The sequence below is a fragment of the Agrobacterium tumefaciens genome (assembly GCF_013337285.1).
Classification (GTDB): Bacteria; Pseudomonadota; Alphaproteobacteria; order Rhizobiales; family Rhizobiaceae; genus Agrobacterium; species Agrobacterium burrii.
This window is the reverse complement of the sequence record NZ_SUPW01000003.1, coordinates 118,132-133,574: the sequence shown is the minus strand read 5'-3', so window position 1 is coordinate 133,574 and position 15,443 is coordinate 118,132. Positions and strand designations below refer to the sequence as shown.

Annotated in this window: 13 protein-coding genes; 5 read left to right on the top strand and 8 right to left on the bottom strand. The window is 59.2% G+C overall.

The features are described 5' to 3' along the window. Window positions 1–5: 5 nt before the first annotated feature. Window positions 6–1,031, top strand: coding sequence for a sulfate/molybdate ABC transporter ATP-binding protein (locus FCH38_RS10715; protein WP_174373748.1), 1,026 nt, complete (start codon window positions 6–8; stop codon window positions 1,029–1,031). A gap of 16 nt (window positions 1,032–1,047) precedes the next feature. Here the strand turns inward: FCH38_RS10715 and FCH38_RS10710 are convergent, their stop codons facing one another. Together FCH38_RS10710 and FCH38_RS10705 are read right to left on the bottom strand one after the other, a co-directional pair. Then, the gene (locus FCH38_RS10710; protein ID WP_174373747.1) at window positions 1,048–2,145 is read right to left on the bottom strand and encodes a DNA alkylation repair protein; all 1,098 of its coding nucleotides are present in this window, start codon (window positions 2,143–2,145) and stop codon (window positions 1,048–1,050) included. Window positions 2,146–2,390: 245 nt separating this feature from the next. Continuing rightward, the gene (locus FCH38_RS10705; protein ID WP_174373746.1) at window positions 2,391–3,827 is read right to left on the bottom strand and encodes an NAD-dependent succinate-semialdehyde dehydrogenase; all 1,437 of its coding nucleotides are present in this window, start codon (window positions 3,825–3,827) and stop codon (window positions 2,391–2,393) included. A 624-nt stretch (window positions 3,828–4,451) separates the two neighbouring features. On the opposite strand from FCH38_RS10705, the gene FCH38_RS10700 reads away from it, so the two are divergent. The 4 genes from FCH38_RS10700 to FCH38_RS10685 all read left to right on the top strand — a co-directional run bounded on the left by FCH38_RS10700 (window position 4,452) and on the right by FCH38_RS10685 (window position 8,860). Further along, the gene (locus tag FCH38_RS10700; RefSeq protein WP_174373745.1) at window positions 4,452–4,958 is read left to right on the top strand and encodes an oxidoreductase; all 507 of its coding nucleotides are present in this window, start codon (window positions 4,452–4,454) and stop codon (window positions 4,956–4,958) included. A 21-nt stretch (window positions 4,959–4,979) separates the two neighbouring features. Next, the gene (locus tag FCH38_RS10695; protein ID WP_309574338.1) at window positions 4,980–6,902 is read left to right on the top strand and encodes a putative bifunctional diguanylate cyclase/phosphodiesterase; all 1,923 of its coding nucleotides are present in this window, start codon (window positions 4,980–4,982) and stop codon (window positions 6,900–6,902) included. A 163-nt stretch (window positions 6,903–7,065) separates the two neighbouring features. Continuing rightward, entirely contained in the window at window positions 7,066–7,761 is a 696-nt protein-coding gene (locus tag FCH38_RS10690) for an FkbM family methyltransferase (protein ID WP_174373744.1), read from the top strand. A 262-nt stretch (window positions 7,762–8,023) separates the two neighbouring features. Beyond that, window positions 8,024–8,860 carry an alpha/beta fold hydrolase gene (locus tag FCH38_RS10685; RefSeq protein WP_174373743.1) on the top strand — a complete coding sequence of 279 codons (837 nt, stop codon included), beginning with the start codon at window positions 8,024–8,026 and terminating at the stop codon, window positions 8,858–8,860. A 63-nt stretch (window positions 8,861–8,923) separates the two neighbouring features. On the opposite strand, the gene FCH38_RS10680 is transcribed toward FCH38_RS10685, so the two are convergent. The 6 genes from FCH38_RS10680 to rhaS all read right to left on the bottom strand — a co-directional run bounded on the left by FCH38_RS10680 (window position 8,924) and on the right by rhaS (window position 15,418). Next, window positions 8,924–10,306, bottom strand: a complete 1,383-nt coding sequence (locus tag FCH38_RS10680) for an FGGY-family carbohydrate kinase (protein ID WP_174373742.1) — start codon at window positions 10,304–10,306, stop codon at window positions 8,924–8,926. Further along, entirely contained in the window at window positions 10,303–10,626 is a 324-nt protein-coding gene (gene rhaM, locus FCH38_RS10675; protein ID WP_153514559.1) for an L-rhamnose mutarotase, read from the bottom strand. Before rhaM ends, FCH38_RS10680 begins: the two co-directional genes overlap by 4 nt. 3 nt (window positions 10,627–10,629) lie before the next feature. Further along, window positions 10,630–11,634 carry an ABC transporter permease gene (locus tag FCH38_RS10670; RefSeq protein ID WP_174373741.1) on the bottom strand — a complete coding sequence of 335 codons (1,005 nt, stop codon included), beginning with the start codon at window positions 11,632–11,634 and terminating at the stop codon, window positions 10,630–10,632. Next, window positions 11,631–12,632: an ABC transporter permease gene (locus FCH38_RS10665; protein WP_174373740.1), complete on the bottom strand. Its 1,002-nt coding sequence runs from the start codon at window positions 12,630–12,632 to the stop codon at window positions 11,631–11,633. Before FCH38_RS10665 ends, FCH38_RS10670 begins: the two co-directional genes overlap by 4 nt. Before the next feature lie 13 nt (window positions 12,633–12,645). Next, a complete protein-coding gene (locus FCH38_RS10660; RefSeq protein ID WP_174373739.1) occupies window positions 12,646–14,178 on the bottom strand; it encodes a sugar ABC transporter ATP-binding protein in 1,533 nt (510 codons plus the stop codon). Window positions 14,179–14,407: 229 nt separating this feature from the next. Beyond that, a complete protein-coding gene (rhaS, locus tag FCH38_RS10655; RefSeq protein ID WP_174373738.1) occupies window positions 14,408–15,418 on the bottom strand; it encodes a rhamnose ABC transporter substrate-binding protein in 1,011 nt (336 codons plus the stop codon). Window positions 15,419–15,443: the final 25 nt, after the last annotated feature.

Sequence of the window (15,443 nt, the reverse complement as noted above, 5' to 3'; positions counted from 1 at the left end):
TTCCCATGAAAATCCGCCTCGAAAATGTGGTGAAGACCTTCGATACCTTCCGCGCCGTGCGCGATGTCTCACTCGATATCGAAAGCGGCGAGCTTCTGGCGCTGCTCGGCCCTTCCGGCTCCGGCAAGACGACGATTTTGCGCATGGTTGCGGGTCTCGAATATAGCGATGGCGGCCGCATCCTGTTTGGGGACGAGGACGCCACCAATATTCCGGTGCGCGATCGCGGCGTGGGTTTCGTATTCCAGCACTACGCGCTTTTTCCGCATATGACGCTGCACGAAAACATCGCCTTCGGCTTGAAGGTCTCGAAGGTCAAGCGTGACAAACCAGCGATCGACGCGCGCGTTGAAGAGCTTCTGAACCTCGTCAAACTCGATGGTCTGGGGGATCGTTTTCCGGCGCAGATATCCGGCGGGCAACGGCAGCGCGTGGCGCTGGCGCGCGCCCTTTCGGTCGATCCCAAGGTGCTTTTGCTGGATGAGCCTTTTGGCGCGCTGGACGCCAATGTCCGCCGCGATTTGCGTCGCTGGCTGCGTGAAATTCACGATGCGCTCGGTATCACCACGATTTTCGTGACGCATGATCAGGAAGAGGCGCTTGATCTTGCCGACCGTGTCGTCATTCTCAATCAGGGTGAGATCGTGCAACAGGGCACACCAAAAAAGGTCTGCCGCCAACCAAACAGTGCTTTTGTCATGCGCTTTCTCGGCGATGCCAACCGGGTCTCCGGTGTGGCGCGCGGCGGCAAGGTCTATGTCGGCGACAACGAGCTGCCCTTCTCCTACACTCAGGGAGACGGTGCCGTCGAGATTTATGCCCGTCCTTCCGATCTGGAGTGGGAAGACCTGCATGAAGGCATTCCGGCCTCGGTGGCGCGGGTTCTTGACCGGGCGGGTGAGCGGCGGGTTATCGCCAGCACCGATGGCGGTGATCTCCTGGAATTCGACGTGCCGCCGGAAAATGACGTCGCCGCCGGTGACCGTGGCTCAGTCATTATCCGCCGGGCAAAGATTTTCCCGGCGGCTTAAGCGGCGCTCGCCGCCTTTAGATCAGAAGCTCGAAAGAGGCCTCGGCCGCCAATCTGCCATTGATCATGAGATCAACCCTGTGAACACCCGCATAGTGCTTGCGGGTGGTGAAATCGCGCATGGCGCGGCTGATCGACAGCGCGCAGCTTTCCCCCGGCTGAAGCTCGATCTCCTTCCATTTGAAGACTTTCGCGGAGGCATCGCCGCTCTTCTTGACGTAATGCACGGCGTAATCGATCACCAGCTTCTGCGGGCTCTTTGCCGCGGAGGTGAAAGAGGCTGAAATCCGCACCGGATTGCCGAGAACAACCTTCTCCGGTGAGACCTGAAACGCGGCAAGCGCGATCTGCGCTTCCTTATGCGCGCCGAGATGGGAGAGTGCGGCGGCGTCACCCTTCTTGATCAACGTGCGCAATGCCTGCCGCATGATCCAGCGCGTATGCGGATTATCCTTTGGCCATGTATCGATCAGCGCCAGCACGAAGGCGGGATTGTCCTTGGTGATGTCGTTCAGGTGGTTGGCGACGGATTTGCGGACGTAAAGTGCCTCATCGGCTTTCATGGCGTCGAGGATTGCGGTCACCGGCGATGGGTCGTCGATCAGCGGTTTGAGCTGGAACGACCAGGGCAGGCGCGGCCGGCAGCCCTCGCTTGCCAGACGCCGCACATGCTCGTTTTCGTGCCGCGACCATGTTTCCATCACGGCAAGGGTACGGGCGATATCCTTTTGCAAAAAATGACGAATGGCGAATTCCGAGGAGCCGAAGCCGGTGAAATAGGATAATGCCCGCATGGAAATATCGAAATCATCGAGACCATAAAGCGCCACATATTCCGGCAGCGAAATGGATGCAAAACCATTGCCGATGCCGGGGGCTGCAGCGGTCAGGATTTCGATGTTACGGGCATAGTCGCCGGGCAACGTGGCATGCAGGCTGGTCGCCACCTGCCGCATGCGTTGCATGATGCCAAGCGCCTCGAGGTTTGTCGTTGCGAGCGCCATGAAGGCGGACACATCGAAAGGCCCGTGAACGGCTTTGGTCTGATCGGCGATATGTCGCAATTTTTCGCGGTTGAAGATTTCCTTCAATGCCGGTGCCGCCGTGTCGCTCATATCGCCCTCAAAGTTCACTTTTTGTTCTTTTAGGGCAGGATGAGGCTGGAGGCAAGCTATGGCTGAGCAACTTTCAGAGAGTGCTGGCTGACTGGGTGGGTAAGGCTCGCTTCTTCTCCCCGCCGGGGAGAAGGTCGCGGCAGCGGGATGAGGGGGCAGGGCCAGAGTTATTCGGAGAGCTTGCCCCCTCATCTACCCCTTCGGGGCATCTTCTCCCCGGCGGGGAGAAGAGATTTTCGTACAAATCAGCTCATCTGGCTGATGAAGCGGGTCTCCAGATAGGCCTGAACGGCCTCCGAGCCGCCTTCCGTGCCATAACCGGAATCCTTGATGCCGCCGAAGGGGACTTCGGGAAGTGCAAGGCCGTTATGGTTGATGGTCAGCATGCCGGCCTCTACCTGATGGCCGAGCGCATGTGCCGTCTTGACCGAGCCGGTGAAGGCGTAAGATGCAAGACCGAAGGGCAGGCGGTTCGCTTCTGCAATCGCATCGTCGAAGCTCGAGAAACGGTTGATGATTGCGACCGGGCCGAAGGGCTCGTCATTCATGATTTTGGCGGTGGTCGGCACGTTGGCCAGAACCGTCGGCTCGAAGAAATTGCCCTTGTTGCCGATGCGGCGGCCGCCGGTCTTCAATTCGCCGCCATGGGAAACCGCGTCGCTGATGAGACCTTCCAGTGCGGGAATACGCCGCTCATTGGCGAGCGGACCCATGATGACACCGTCTTCCAGCCCGTTGCCGACCTTGATTGCCTTCGTGGCCTCCACGAAACCTTCAAGGAAACGGTCGGCCACGCCGTCCTGCACGAGGAAGCGGGTGGGAGCGACGCAGACCTGTCCGGCATTGCGAAACTTCGAAAGCGAAGTCACCTCGATCGCTTTTTCGATATCGGCGTCATTAAAGATCATCACCGGCGCATGGCCGCCGAGTTCCATCGTAGCGCGCTTCATGTGCTTGCCGGCCAGCGCCGCGAGGTGCTTGCCGATCGGTGTGGAGCCGGTGAAGGAAATCTTGCGGATGATCGGATGCGGGATCAGATATTCCGAAATCTCTGATGGAACGCCGTAAACGAGGCCGATGACGCCCGCCGGCACGCCGGCATCCACGAAGGCGCGGATGAGTTCTGCCGGCGATGCCGGGGTTTCTTCCGGCGCCTTGACGATGATGGAGCAGCCGGTGGCGAGCGCTGCGGAAAGCTTGCGGACGATCTGGTTGATCGGAAAGTTCCACGGCGTAAACGCCGCAACGGGACCGACCGGCAGCTTGATGGCAAGCTGCGAAACGCCGGCCGCGCGCGCCGGGATAACCTGGCCATAGGTGCGGCGTGCTTCTTCGGCGAACCAGTCGATGGTATCGGCGGCCCCCATGATTTCGGTACCGGATTGCGCCAGCGGCTTGCCCTGCTCGCGGGTCATCATATAGGCGATCCTGTCCTTGCGCTCGCGCAGGATATCCGCGGCCTTGCGCATGATCTTCGAACGCTCGAAGGGCGAGGTGTCGCGCCACACCTTGAAGCCACGGTCAGCGGCTGCAAGTGCGAGATCGAGGTCTTCCTTCTCTGCGTGGGCGATTGCGCCGATGATCTCGTCGGTTGCCGGATCGGACACGGCGATCGTCTTGCCGGAAACGGCGTCTCGCCATTCGCCATCAATGAGAAGTTTGATGTCGGGATAGGTGTGCATAGGGGCTACCTTCATGATGCGGCCGATACGGCGGATGCCGTCCGACCCGGAGACGTGAACAGAATTTTCCTGGCCGGACGATATCCGGCATCGCGGCTTTCGCTGCGCAGAACTTGTGCCTGGACATTTCCGGCGGAGGATTCTGGAATTGCCGGAAACGGAAACGACAGTCTTTATATTAAGTTCCACGCGGTATGTTTCAACCGTCGGCTCCGGCAAAGGCGATGATTTTTCTGTGACGTGGAACTTGTCTTTTGTCATTTCGGTCTAGCCTGCACGCCGATGCCGGATTTCCGGCCACAACCTCCGGCTCGCGCGAATCACATGTTTCTCCATGTGAGCAGGAAAGCTCCCGCCACAATTTGGCCTTCGTCGCGCCGGACGAATTTGATGAGACGGCATTAGTGAGGTTCGCCTGCGTCATAACAGTGCGCGAAACGTAAAAAAGTACAAATAAGACGGAAAAATTATCCAAAGGGTTTACTCAAAACCTAGAGAAAATACGGATAAAATCTCAGTGAGGATATAACATCCGTTCCTGATATATAGTGCTTACGTCGGTTCCCTTGACCATCAGCGGTTGGCGAAAACCTTCGACGTGAACGTTATCGATGGAGAAAAAGTATGAGTTTCGCCCGGGTACTTCTTAGTGCGTTCTTGTCGCTCGTGTGGCTTTCCTGTGCCGAAGCCGGAACGATTGCCAAACCGCAAGGCAAGCCGATATTAACCATATCTGGAAAGATCACCAATACGAACGCCGACGGCGCCGCGAAGTTCGATCGCGACATGCTGGAGGCGCTTGGCATGGTGACGGTGGAGACGACGACGCCATGGCATGATGGCCGCGTCCGTTTCGATGGTGTTTCGCTGGCAAAATTGATGGACGTCGTCGGCGCGACGGGCACCAGCATCACGGCGGTCGCTCTCAATGATTATGTCAGCACGATACCGGTTGAGGATTTTAAGAAATTTAACGTTATTCTGGCGATCAAACTGGATGGCAACTACATGACAGTTCGAGAAAAGGGTCCGTTGTTCGTCATCTACCCCTATGACAGCGACCCGGAATTGCAGAAGCAGACCTATTATTCGCGGTCCGCCTGGCAAGTCGCCAAATTGATAGTGGAATAAAGGTGCCGTTTGCGAAAACTTGTGGCGGTGATCATCTGTTGCTTCGTCCTGGCAACGGGCTATATCGCTTTCGTCATTGCCGAGCGGCAAACCGCTCTGCAAAAGTTCGCCCGCTATAACGATTCGTGGGCTGTCAGCCAGACCGTGGCGGAATATCTTCGCCTGCAGAACAAGCTGGCCATATTCGCGCTAAGCCCCGGCAAGCTCGACCGGGACGAATTGCAGCTACGTCTGGACATCATGTTGAGCCGCCTGGAGCTTTTGAAACAGGGCAATCTGGGGGCTTTCATCAATGAAAAACAACAGTGGCGGGATCTCGTAACCCGCCTCGACGCTGTTTTGGCCCGTCTGGAGCAGCAGATGAACCAGCTGACGCCGGCTGATGTTCCGGATCTGCTCTCGTCCATGAGCGCGCTCGATGCGCCGATGACGACATTGGCCTCGTCATCAGTGGCTTATGATGTCAATCTCATAGATACGGCCCATGAGGATGTGCGCAAGCTGCACATCGTCTATACCGCGCTGGCGGGTGGCCTCATTCTGTGCGGCATCGCGCTTGTCATATTGCTGCTTCGCCAGAACGACCTGTTGAACCGGGCGCAGAAAAGCATGCGCGGCCTGACGGACGACCTGCGCGCCGCCACGCTGGAGTTGCAGGCGAAGAATGTCCGGCTGGAACATGACGCTTATCACGACGCGCTGACGGGGTTGCCCAACCGGGCATTGTTCCGCCAGGAATTGATCGAGAGGTTGCGCCGATCCTTCGGCGGGACAGGAACGACGGCGATCCTTCTGCTTGATCTCGATGGTTTCAAGGACGTCAACGATACGCTTGGTCACGATGCGGGCGATGCGCTGCTTCAGGCCGTGGCGCAGCGTCTTTCCGGCATTAGCGGCGATTACGACATGGTGTGCCGGCTGGGCGGCGACGAATTCGCCGTGGTGTCCGATGACCTTAACGAGGATACGGCCCGCCGCCTTGCCTCCAAGCTCATCGACCAGATCAGCCGCACCTACCAGCTTGGCGAGCAGGAAGTCAAAATCGGCACCTGCATCGGCATCGCCATATCGCATGGCACAGTCGATGCGGACGAATTGTTCAAGCGCGCGGATCTGGCTCTTTATGAGGCAAAGGCCATCGGCCCGGGCCGGGCGAGTGTTTTCAAGGTCCGTATGCAGAAGCAGCTGACCGAAAAGAAATCCTTCGAGGCCGATCTGCAGACGGCGCTGCAGAATGATGAGATGGAAGTCTATTACCAGCCGCAGGTGGCGACGCAGACACGCAAGCTCTGCGGTTTCGAGGCACTTTTGCGCTGGAAGCATCCCGTGCGGGGGGATGTACCGCCCAGCGTGTTCATTCCCGTTGCGGAACGAACCGGACTTATCCATTCGCTCGGAAAATGGGTGATGGAGACCGCCTGCCGTGAGGCGATGGGCTGGGACGAGGACATGAAAGTGGCGGTCAATCTGTCACCGGTTCAGTTTCACAGCACCAACCTCATCCAGAACGTCATGGGTGCTCTTGAAAAAAGCGGGCTGGAGCCGAGCCGGCTTGAGCTTGAGATCACCGAATCGATCCTGTTGAACAAGAGCGACCAGACGATCAATACGCTGACCCGGCTGAAGGATGTCGGCATCAAGATCGCCATGGATGATTTTGGTACAGGTTATTCCTCGCTCGCGAATTTGCGCGGCGTACCCTTCGACAAGATCAAGATCGACCGGTCCTTCCTGCGCGATATTACCAGCGACCGTGACGCGCTGGCGATCGTCGAATTTGTGGTCGGGGTGGGCCGTAGTCTGCGGATGACCACGATTGCCGAAGGCATCGAGACGGAAGAGCAATATGAATGCGTCAGACGTCTGGGGTGCGATCAGGTGCAGGGTTATCTGATCAGCAGGCCGTTGCCGGCCAAGGAACTGGTGTTCTGGAGTTCCGTCTGAAATCCCCGTTTTTGTGTCATCCCAAGCGTATCGAAATTTTAACCGGATGCATCGGTTCCTGCTAAAACCGATACCGGTTGCTGCACCGATGCTGTAGAGCATTCCCGGTCGATACGGGATCGTTCTGGTGAAAACGACCGGGTTTTGCGAAAAGGCTTGAGACATGGAAATACTGGACGTGCATGGAGTTGCCCTGCCTCTTTCTTCCGATGAGGTGTCACCCGTCATCTGGCAGGCGCTGACCGACGGCAGCTATGAGGCCAAGGAGGCCCGCAGCGTCCTGAAAGCCATCAAACCCGGCGACCGCGTGCTGGAACTGGGGTCCGGCATCGGCATCATCACCTCCATCATCGCCGGCATAGACGATGTTTCGGTGTGGGCTTTCGAAGCCAATCCTTCGACGGCGGCGCTGGCAGAACGGGTACTCGAGGCCAATTGCCGCGGCAATGTCGTGTTTTCACAGGGGCTTCTCACTGCCGATGCGCCGAGCACCTATCCTTTCTACGTCCGCAAGGATCTCTGGATGTCCTCCATGGACGAAAATCAGGGACCTTATGAACAGCGCATCGAAATCTCCTCCGAAAATATCGACGAGTTTATTGCCAGCCACGGCATTACCGCCCTCGTGATGGATATCGAAGGCGCCGAGCGCGACCTGCTCGGTAGAGCCGATCTGACCGGTGTGGAGCGCATATTCGTCGAGTTGCACGACCATCTTTATGGCCTCGCCGGGGTCCGTGATATCATGCAGGCGCTGACGGCCAAGGGTTATGCCTATGATCCGCGCGGTTCCCGCGGACCCTGCGTGTTGTTCTCTAGGGATGACAGCCCGAGGGAATACGATCCCGACGTGGATTGAAGATAACAGTCGCCCAACAGGTGATTGAATTCACGTAACCGTGTGCCTATCCTCTCGTTCTCACTCCATAGTGAGGGGCGCGGAGCGGTTCGATGCGTGTGCATCCACGCGGATCGAAAAGATAATTTCACTAACAGCAATTCAATGCCAACTATTGTTGCAATTGTCGCAACCGTTGTCCTGCGTCATCATCCCTCCATCAAACCGGCGCACAACTGACAGCGTATCGGAAGATGCCAACGCAACCGAAGGAGAAACGATCATGGGCTTTGTGACAACGACGGACGGAACCGAAATCTTCTACAAGGACTGGGGCCCCAAGGATGCCCAGCCCATCGTCTTCCATCACGGCTGGCCGCTCTCTTCCGATGACTGGGACGCGCAGATGCTGTTCTTCCTCTCCAAGGGGTTTCGCGTCGTCGCCCATGACCGCCGTGGCCATGGCCGGTCTGCCCAGGTTGCCGAAGGTCACGACATGGATCATTACGCCGCCGACGCCTTTGCCGTCGTCGAGGCGCTCGATCTGAAAAATGCCGTGCATATCGGCCACTCCACCGGCGGCGGTGAAGTTGCCCGTTATGTCGCCAAACATGGCGAACCCTCAGGCCGCGTCGCCAAGGCCGTGCTCGTTTCCGCCGTGCCGCCGCTGATGCTCAAGACGGCGGCAAACCCCGAAGGCCTGCCGATAGAGGTTTTTGACGGCTTCCGCTCGGCGCTGGCCGCAAACCGCGCGCAGTTCTTCCGCGATGTGCCGTCCGGCCCGTTCTACGGTTTCAATCGTGACGGGGCGACCGCTCAGGAAGGCGTGATCCAGAACTGGTGGCGGCAGGGCATGATGGGTGGCGCGAAAGCCCATTATGACGGTATCAAGGCTTTTTCTGAAACCGACCAGACCGAAGACCTGAAGGCGATCAGCGTTCCGACGCTGGTGCTGCATGGTGAAGACGACCAGATCGTGCCGATTGCCGACTCCGCACTGAAATCGGTGAAGCTGCTGAAAAACGGCACGCTGACGACCTATCCTGGCTTCTCGCACGGCATGCTGACCGTCAATGCCGATGTGCTGAACGCCGATCTTCTGGCCTTCATCAAGGGTTGATCTTCAGGCGAAATGGAATGCGGCCCCCTATGCGGCCGCATTTCGTGTTTTGCGGGTGTTGCGTCAAGCCAGATGAGCGAGCCAGTCGGTGCGGTAGGGATGAAGCCCGGCAATGGTATCAGGAGTGAAATGACGCTCCCGGCCGGCAAGTGGTTTGATGCCGGTGAGGAGTGCGGCGCCCGCGCTGGTGCCGGTGGAGCCGCCGACGGCTATCACCTCCGTATCGGCAAAACCGGCCAACGCCTTGAGATAAAGTGCATTGCTGGCAAAGGGGCCTTCCACCAGTATCGAGCCTTTCCGGCCGATCAGCGAAAGACTGAACTCCGTCATCAAAGCAAGATAAAGTGCTGCCGCCGCGTGGCGCTCCGCGACTGTGGCATTGTCGTCGGCGATCCAGCGAGCCGTTTTGTCCGGGAAGGGGCCCGAGCCGCTGACGACGCTGGGCAACAGCATCATGCCTTTGGCCAGCACCTTTCCGAGCGCGGCTTCGATCTCTTCGTGTTGAGCAGACCCGAATTGCTGCGTCAGCATTTCATATTCCCTGCCGCCCATGAAGCGGGAGGAGGGAACGGAACGTCCGAGAGCATCGACATTCAACAATGTATCGCGGGCAGGATCCAGCGCCTCCGCCGTGCCGCCTATGGCGAAATTCACCACCCATGTGCCGGTCGAGACGACGGAAAAATCGCCCTCCCGGCGCAAGAGATGCGGCAGCAGCGACGCATTGGAATCATGGATGCCGCAATAGACCGGAATATCTGGCGAAAGCCCCATTTCCTGCGCCATTGACTTGCGGATGGGCCCGAGCACATCGAAAGCGGAACGCACCGGCGCCATCAATTGCGCGATGCCGAGACGCTGGACCAGCGTGGAGAAAGCTTTCCGCCGAGGGTTCCAGAGGTCCGTATGGCAACCGAGGGACGTCGTTTCGGTTGCGTGAACGCCGGTGAGCCGCCCCGCCCAATATTGCGGATAGGTGACGATGCTGTGAACCCTGGAGAATTCCCGCGGAAACGCGGTTTTCTGGAAATGGATCTGCGCGCCAAGGTTCAGGCCGACGGGAAGCTGCGGCGAGCCGGTCTCAGTAAAAACAGGCCGTATGTCTAGATAGGCCTCCTGAACAGCAGCGGGATAGGCGTGCTCATAATCGAGCACCGGCATGGCAAGCTCGCCGTTCTCATCGAGAAGCGCCGCTGCCGCACCATGGGTGGTGATGGAAATGGCGTTGAAACCCACCTCTTTGCCAAATCGCCGAAGAGCGGCGAGAATGAAGCTCCACAGCATCTCCACATCGTAATGCGGATAGATGCCGTCGCGAAGAACGGGGTTGGAGCGCCTGTCGCTGGCAATTTCGTCGCCGCTTTCGGTGTCGATGACCACGACCTTGGCGTTGGTCTTGCCGATATCGATGACCGCGATGTGGCGGGGCTTGATACTGTCGCTCATGGCAGATGGAACACCGGCACCAGGTCTTTTGCGACGGGCGAATTGTCGGGGTTACTTTCCATGATATCGGCCATATGCGCCCACCATTTTTTCATCACCGCATGTTCGGGCAATGCCGCCATGCCGTGGTTCTTCGGGCGGGTCAGCACGCCGAACAGGATGTTGGTTTCCGGGTCGAGATGGATGGAGTAATCGCTCACGCCCGCCTCATGCAGCAGCGTCACCAGTTCCGGCCATATTTCGTCATGGCGTTTTTGATATTCCGCCTGTTTACCGGGAAAGAGTTTCATCTTGAAGGCGTGTTTTTCGAATTCCGGCATGGCTCAGCCTCTCATGGCTCTAAGGCGACGAACGACGATGGGGATGGCGATGGTGATGATCAGCAACAGGCCGACGAAGATCGACATGACGATACCCGGCACGTTCAGCAGCCCGAGACCAAAGGTGACGAGGCCCATGACGAAGGCGGCGATGACCACGCCGGCAATGGTGCCGGAACCGCCGAGAATGGAAATGCCGCCCAGCACCACCATGGTCACCACCTCAAGCTCCCAGCCTTGAGCGATCGACGGGCGGGTGGAGCCGAGCCGCGAGGTGAGGCAGACGGCGGCGATGCCGCTCATCAGGCCGGTGAGCAGGAAGAGGATGAACTTCACGCGCTCGACGGGAATGCCGGAGAAGCGGGCGGCAAAGGGATTGGTGCCGATGACATAGACCTGCCGGCCGAAATTGGTGGCGTGCAGCAAAATGGCGAAGAGGACGGCCATGACGATGAACAGCACGAATTCGAAGGAGATGACGGAGAAGACGTAGCCTTGCCCGAAATAGGCGAAATCCGCCGGATATTTGCCATAGGCCTGATCGCCCAGCACCATATAGGAGATGCCGCGAAACAGGCTCATGGTGCCGATGGTGACGACGATGGACGGCAGTTTCAGCCCCGCAACGAGAAAGCCGTTGAAAGCTCCGCACAAAAGTCCGGTGCCGATGCCGATGGCGACGAGGCCGGGCGTGCCGACACCCATCTGCACCGCCGCACCCATGGCGGTGGAGGCGAGTGCGATGATGGCGGCGACCGAAAGATCGATTTCGCCGGCGATGATCAAAAGCGCCATGGCAAAGGCGATGATCGCCTTTTCGGTGAAGTTGAAGGTCGCGTCCGACAGGTTCCAGGCATTGAGGAAATAGGGCGAGGCGAGCGAATTGGCGATGAAGATGAGGATGGCGACGCCTAGCAGCAGCACTTCCCAGCTGGCCAAGACGCGCCGCAGCGGCGTGCCGAGCTTGTCCGGGATGATGCGCGGGGTCTGTGTCGGTTGCGAGGTCATGCTGCGGCCTCCTTGGCCTGATCGGCTGCGGCCCGGTCACGCAGGATGATGCGGCCTTTTCGAGCTTCAGCGCGGGCGTTGAAGACGACGGCAAGCACGATGACCACGCCGGAAATCGCCATCTGCGCGAAGGGGGAGATGCCGATGACGGGCAGCGCGTTCTTGATGACGCCGAGGAAGAGCGCGCCAAGTACTGCCCCTGCCACCGAGCCGATACCGCCGGCAATCGAGATGCCGCCGATGACATTGGCTGCGACGCTATCCAATTCGAAACCGGCGGCGATATCCACATAGGCAACGGCATAACGCGACACCCAGAGATAGCTGGCGAGACCGGCCAGTGCGCCGGATAAAACGAAGGCAAAGAAGCGCGTGCGGCCGACATCGATGCCCGCATAGACCGCAGCACCGGGATTTCCGCCTGACGCATAGGCCGAACGGCCGAAGGAAGTGCGGCTGAGCACCAGCCAAGCCCCGGCGATGATGAGGATGGCCACCCATGAAAGAACCGGCATGCCGAGAATCATGGTGCGCGGCACGTTGAGGAAGGTGGGTGAAAACTGGTGCGCGTTCACCCAACCGCCGCCCGACAGCACGAAGGCCATGCCGCGATAGATGGTAAGCGTGCCGAGCGTGACGACGATGGGCGGAATGCCGAGCCACCAGACCAGCACGCCGTTGAGCGACCCGAGAAACGCGCCGATGCCGACCGCCATGGCGATGAGAAGCGGCAGCGGAATGCCGGGAAAGGCGGCATTGGTCATCGCCACCGCCATGCCGGTGAAGGCGAGATTGGCGGCAACCGAAAGATCGATGGATTTGGTGAGAATGACCGCCATCTGGCCGAGCGCCAGAATGATGAGGATGGAGGTATCGTTGAAGATGTTGACCAGATTACCCGGTCGGCTGAAACCGGGCGCGCGCAGCGCAAAACCGGCGATCATGATGACGATGATGCCTGCCAGCAGCCATTCGCGATTTTTGAGGAAACGTTGCATGGTTTTGCCCCTCTCAGGCGTTGCCGGTAGCGGCGCGCACCAGCTTTTCCGGAGAAAAATCGGCGCGTTCGAACAAGCCCGCCATCAGGCCTTCGCGCATGACGATGGCGCGGTCGGACATGCCGAGGATTTCGGGAAGTTCGGATGAAATCATGATGATGGACAGGCCTTCGGCCGCAAGCTCGCTGATGAAGCCGTGCACGGCGGCCTTGGAGCCGATATCGATGCCCTTGGTGGGTTCGTCGAGAATGATGACCTTGGGCTGGGTGGCGAGCCATTTGCCAATCACCACCTTCTGCTGGTTGCCGCCCGACAGCGTGCCGACTGGCACGGAGAGGGCGGCGGCGCGCAGATCGAGCCGCGAGGCATATTTGCGCGCCAGCGCGAATTCATTGGCCGCCGCCAGAAAACCCTTGCGCGAGGTGCGCGTCAGCGATGGCAGCGACATGTTCTGATAGATCGGCATGTCCAGCGCCAGACCGTGGCGGCCGCGCTCTTCCGGCACATAAACGATGCCGGCGCGGATCGCATCTTCAGGCGAGCGGATGGTGAGCGGCTGGCCGTTCAACGTCACTTCACCTGAAGCCGGGCGGGTGATGCCAAACAGCGACTGGCAGAGTTCGGATCGCCCCGCGCCGATCAGCCCATAAAGGCCAAGAATCTCGCCCTTGCGCAGATCGAGCGAAATATCGCGGAATTCCGTCTGGTGCGAATAATCGCGGACTGACAGAACCGTCGGGCCGAGGCTGACGGCCTGTTTGGGGAAGGCGTTCGTCACGTCGCGGCCGACCATCAGGCGAACGATTTCGTCCTGCGGTGTAGCTGCAAGATTACCCGTGCCGACCATCTTGCCATCGCGGAACACGGCGTAATTTTCGGCGATTTCATAGACTTCATCGAACTTGTGGCTGATGAAAAGGATCGCCTTGCCCTGCCGCTTGAGGTTTTCAACGATGCGGAACAGATCGTCGATTTCCTTGCGTGACAAGGCGGCGGTCGGTTCGTCCATGATGACGATGCGCGCCTCGACGGACAGCGCTCTCGCGATCGCGACCAGATGGCGCTGGGCGATCGAAAGGTCCTTCAGCCGGATGGTAGGATCGATGGTGCTTTCGAGCTGTTCCAGCAGCACGCTTGCGCGGGCATTGATGGTCTTCCAGTCAATGAGGCCGAAACGGCCTTTCGGCGCATGGCCGAGGAAAATGTTTTCGCCGACCGAAAGCTCGTCGAACAGCACGGTTTCCTGATGAATGGCGGTCACGCCGGCATCGATGGCATCCTGCGCGCCGTGAAACGTGATGGGCTGGCCATCCATCAGGATTTCGCCTTCGTTGGGGCGGTAGATGCCGGTGAGGATCTTGACGAGCGTGGATTTGCCCGCGCCGTTTTCGCCGATCAGTGCGGTGACTTTACCGGGGTACAGCGCGATATCGACGCCATCCAGCGCTTTGACGCCGGGGAATATCTGGCTGATGCCGCGCATTTCCAGAATGGGCGTGGCGCTGGAGGTTTCTGTCATTGGTAAAGTTTGGGGTTCAGCACGCATCTTCTGTCATACCGGTCAGTTTTGAGTGAAGCGGCGAGGGATACCCCCCTCTGCCCTGCCGGGCATCTCCCCCTCAAGGGGGGAGATCGGCAGGAGGCGCTACCACCACTTCATTCGCAAATGTCGAGATGGGCGAGACTTATCCGCGAGTCGACCTCCCCCCTTGAGGGGGAGATGTCCGGCAGGACAGAGGGGGGTGCCCTCCGCCCGCCGTCAGCAACTTCTCAGATCAGAAAATCTTCGAAAACTGATCGATATTCTTCGCATCATAAATGAACGGATCAGCCATCGCCGCTTCGCTGTTTTCGCCGACCTTGATTTTGCCCATGCGGCCAGCTTCGATTTCCGAGCCCGGCTTGCCGTCTGCTTCACCCTTCACAAGGTGATAGGCGATCTGGGTGGCGGAGTAACCGAGGTCGATCGGGTTCCAGATGGCGAATTCCTTGGTGGCGCCCGACTTGATCGCGCCCGCCATTTCGGAGGGCAGGCCAAGGCCGGTCACGAAGACCTGACCGATCTTGCCGGCATCCTTCACGGCCTGCGAGGCGGCGAGAACGCCAACCGTCGTCGGTGCGACGATGACCTTCACATTCGGCTGCGAGGAGAGCAGGCCCTGCGCTTCGCGGTAGCTCTTGTCGGCAAGGTCGTCACCGTAAACTGTCGTGACGAGGTTGAGGCCGGGGAAGTCCTTCAGCTGCTTTTTCATCTCGTCGATCCAGATATTCTGGTTCGTGGAGGTGGTGGTGGCCGACAGGATGGCGAAATCGCCCTTGCCGCCTTCCAGATGCGATGCGGCGAGCTGCAGGCACATCTTGCCGATCAGCGCGTTGGACGAGGGGTTGAGCTGGAGAATGCGGCCTTCAGGCGCCACGCCGGAATCCCAGGAGATGACCTTGATGCCGCGCTGCGCCGCCTTTTTCAGTGCTGGAACAACCGCGTCGGGGTCGTTGGCGGAAATGGCGATGGCATCGACACCCTGCGCGATCAGCGAATTGATGACTTCGATCTGGCCTTCCGCCGTGGTGCTGGTCGGACCGGTATAGATGATCTCGACGCCGCCGAGGTCCTTTGCGGCCTCCTGCGCGCCCTTGTTGGCGGCTTCGAAAAAGCCGTTGCCGAGCGATTTGACCACCAGCGCGATCTTCACGTCGGCGGCCTGCGCAACGCTGCCAAAGCCGGCGACAGAGAGTGCTGCGCTCAGCGCCAAAACGCTCGTCAATGTTCTGCGTGTAAGTTTCATGTCCCTTTTCCTCCCGTTTTGAACC

What these genes read in the sequence shown, in the direction of transcription:
- FCH38_RS10710 (WP_174373747.1), bottom strand. Translation starts at nt 2,145, where the DNA reads ATGAGCGACACGGCGGCACCGGCATTGAAGGAAATCTTCAACCGCGAA.
- rhaM (WP_153514559.1), bottom strand. Translation starts at nt 10,626, where the DNA reads ATGCCGGAATTCGAAAAACACGCCTTCAAGATGAAACTCTTTCCCGGT.
- rhaS (WP_174373738.1), bottom strand. Translation starts at nt 15,418, where the DNA reads ATGAAACTTACACGCAGAACATTGACGAGCGTTTTGGCGCTGAGCGCA.
- FCH38_RS10680 (WP_174373742.1), bottom strand. Translation starts at nt 10,306, where the DNA reads ATGAGCGACAGTATCAAGCCCCGCCACATCGCGGTCATCGATATCGGC.
- FCH38_RS10665 (WP_174373740.1), bottom strand. Translation starts at nt 12,632, where the DNA reads ATGCAACGTTTCCTCAAAAATCGCGAATGGCTGCTGGCAGGCATCATC.
- FCH38_RS10660 (WP_174373739.1), bottom strand. Translation starts at nt 14,178, where the DNA reads ATGCGTGCTGAACCCCAAACTTTACCAATGACAGAAACCTCCAGCGCC.
- FCH38_RS10685 (WP_174373743.1), top strand. Translation starts at nt 8,024, where the DNA reads ATGGGCTTTGTGACAACGACGGACGGAACCGAAATCTTCTACAAGGAC.
- FCH38_RS10670 (WP_174373741.1), bottom strand. Translation starts at nt 11,634, where the DNA reads ATGACCTCGCAACCGACACAGACCCCGCGCATCATCCCGGACAAGCTC.
- FCH38_RS10705 (WP_174373746.1), bottom strand. Translation starts at nt 3,827, where the DNA reads ATGCACACCTATCCCGACATCAAACTTCTCATTGATGGCGAATGGCGA.
- FCH38_RS10700 (WP_174373745.1), top strand. Translation starts at nt 4,452, where the DNA reads ATGAGTTTCGCCCGGGTACTTCTTAGTGCGTTCTTGTCGCTCGTGTGG.
- FCH38_RS10715 (WP_174373748.1), top strand. Translation starts at nt 6, where the DNA reads ATGAAAATCCGCCTCGAAAATGTGGTGAAGACCTTCGATACCTTCCGC.
- FCH38_RS10690 (WP_174373744.1), top strand. Translation starts at nt 7,066, where the DNA reads ATGGAAATACTGGACGTGCATGGAGTTGCCCTGCCTCTTTCTTCCGAT.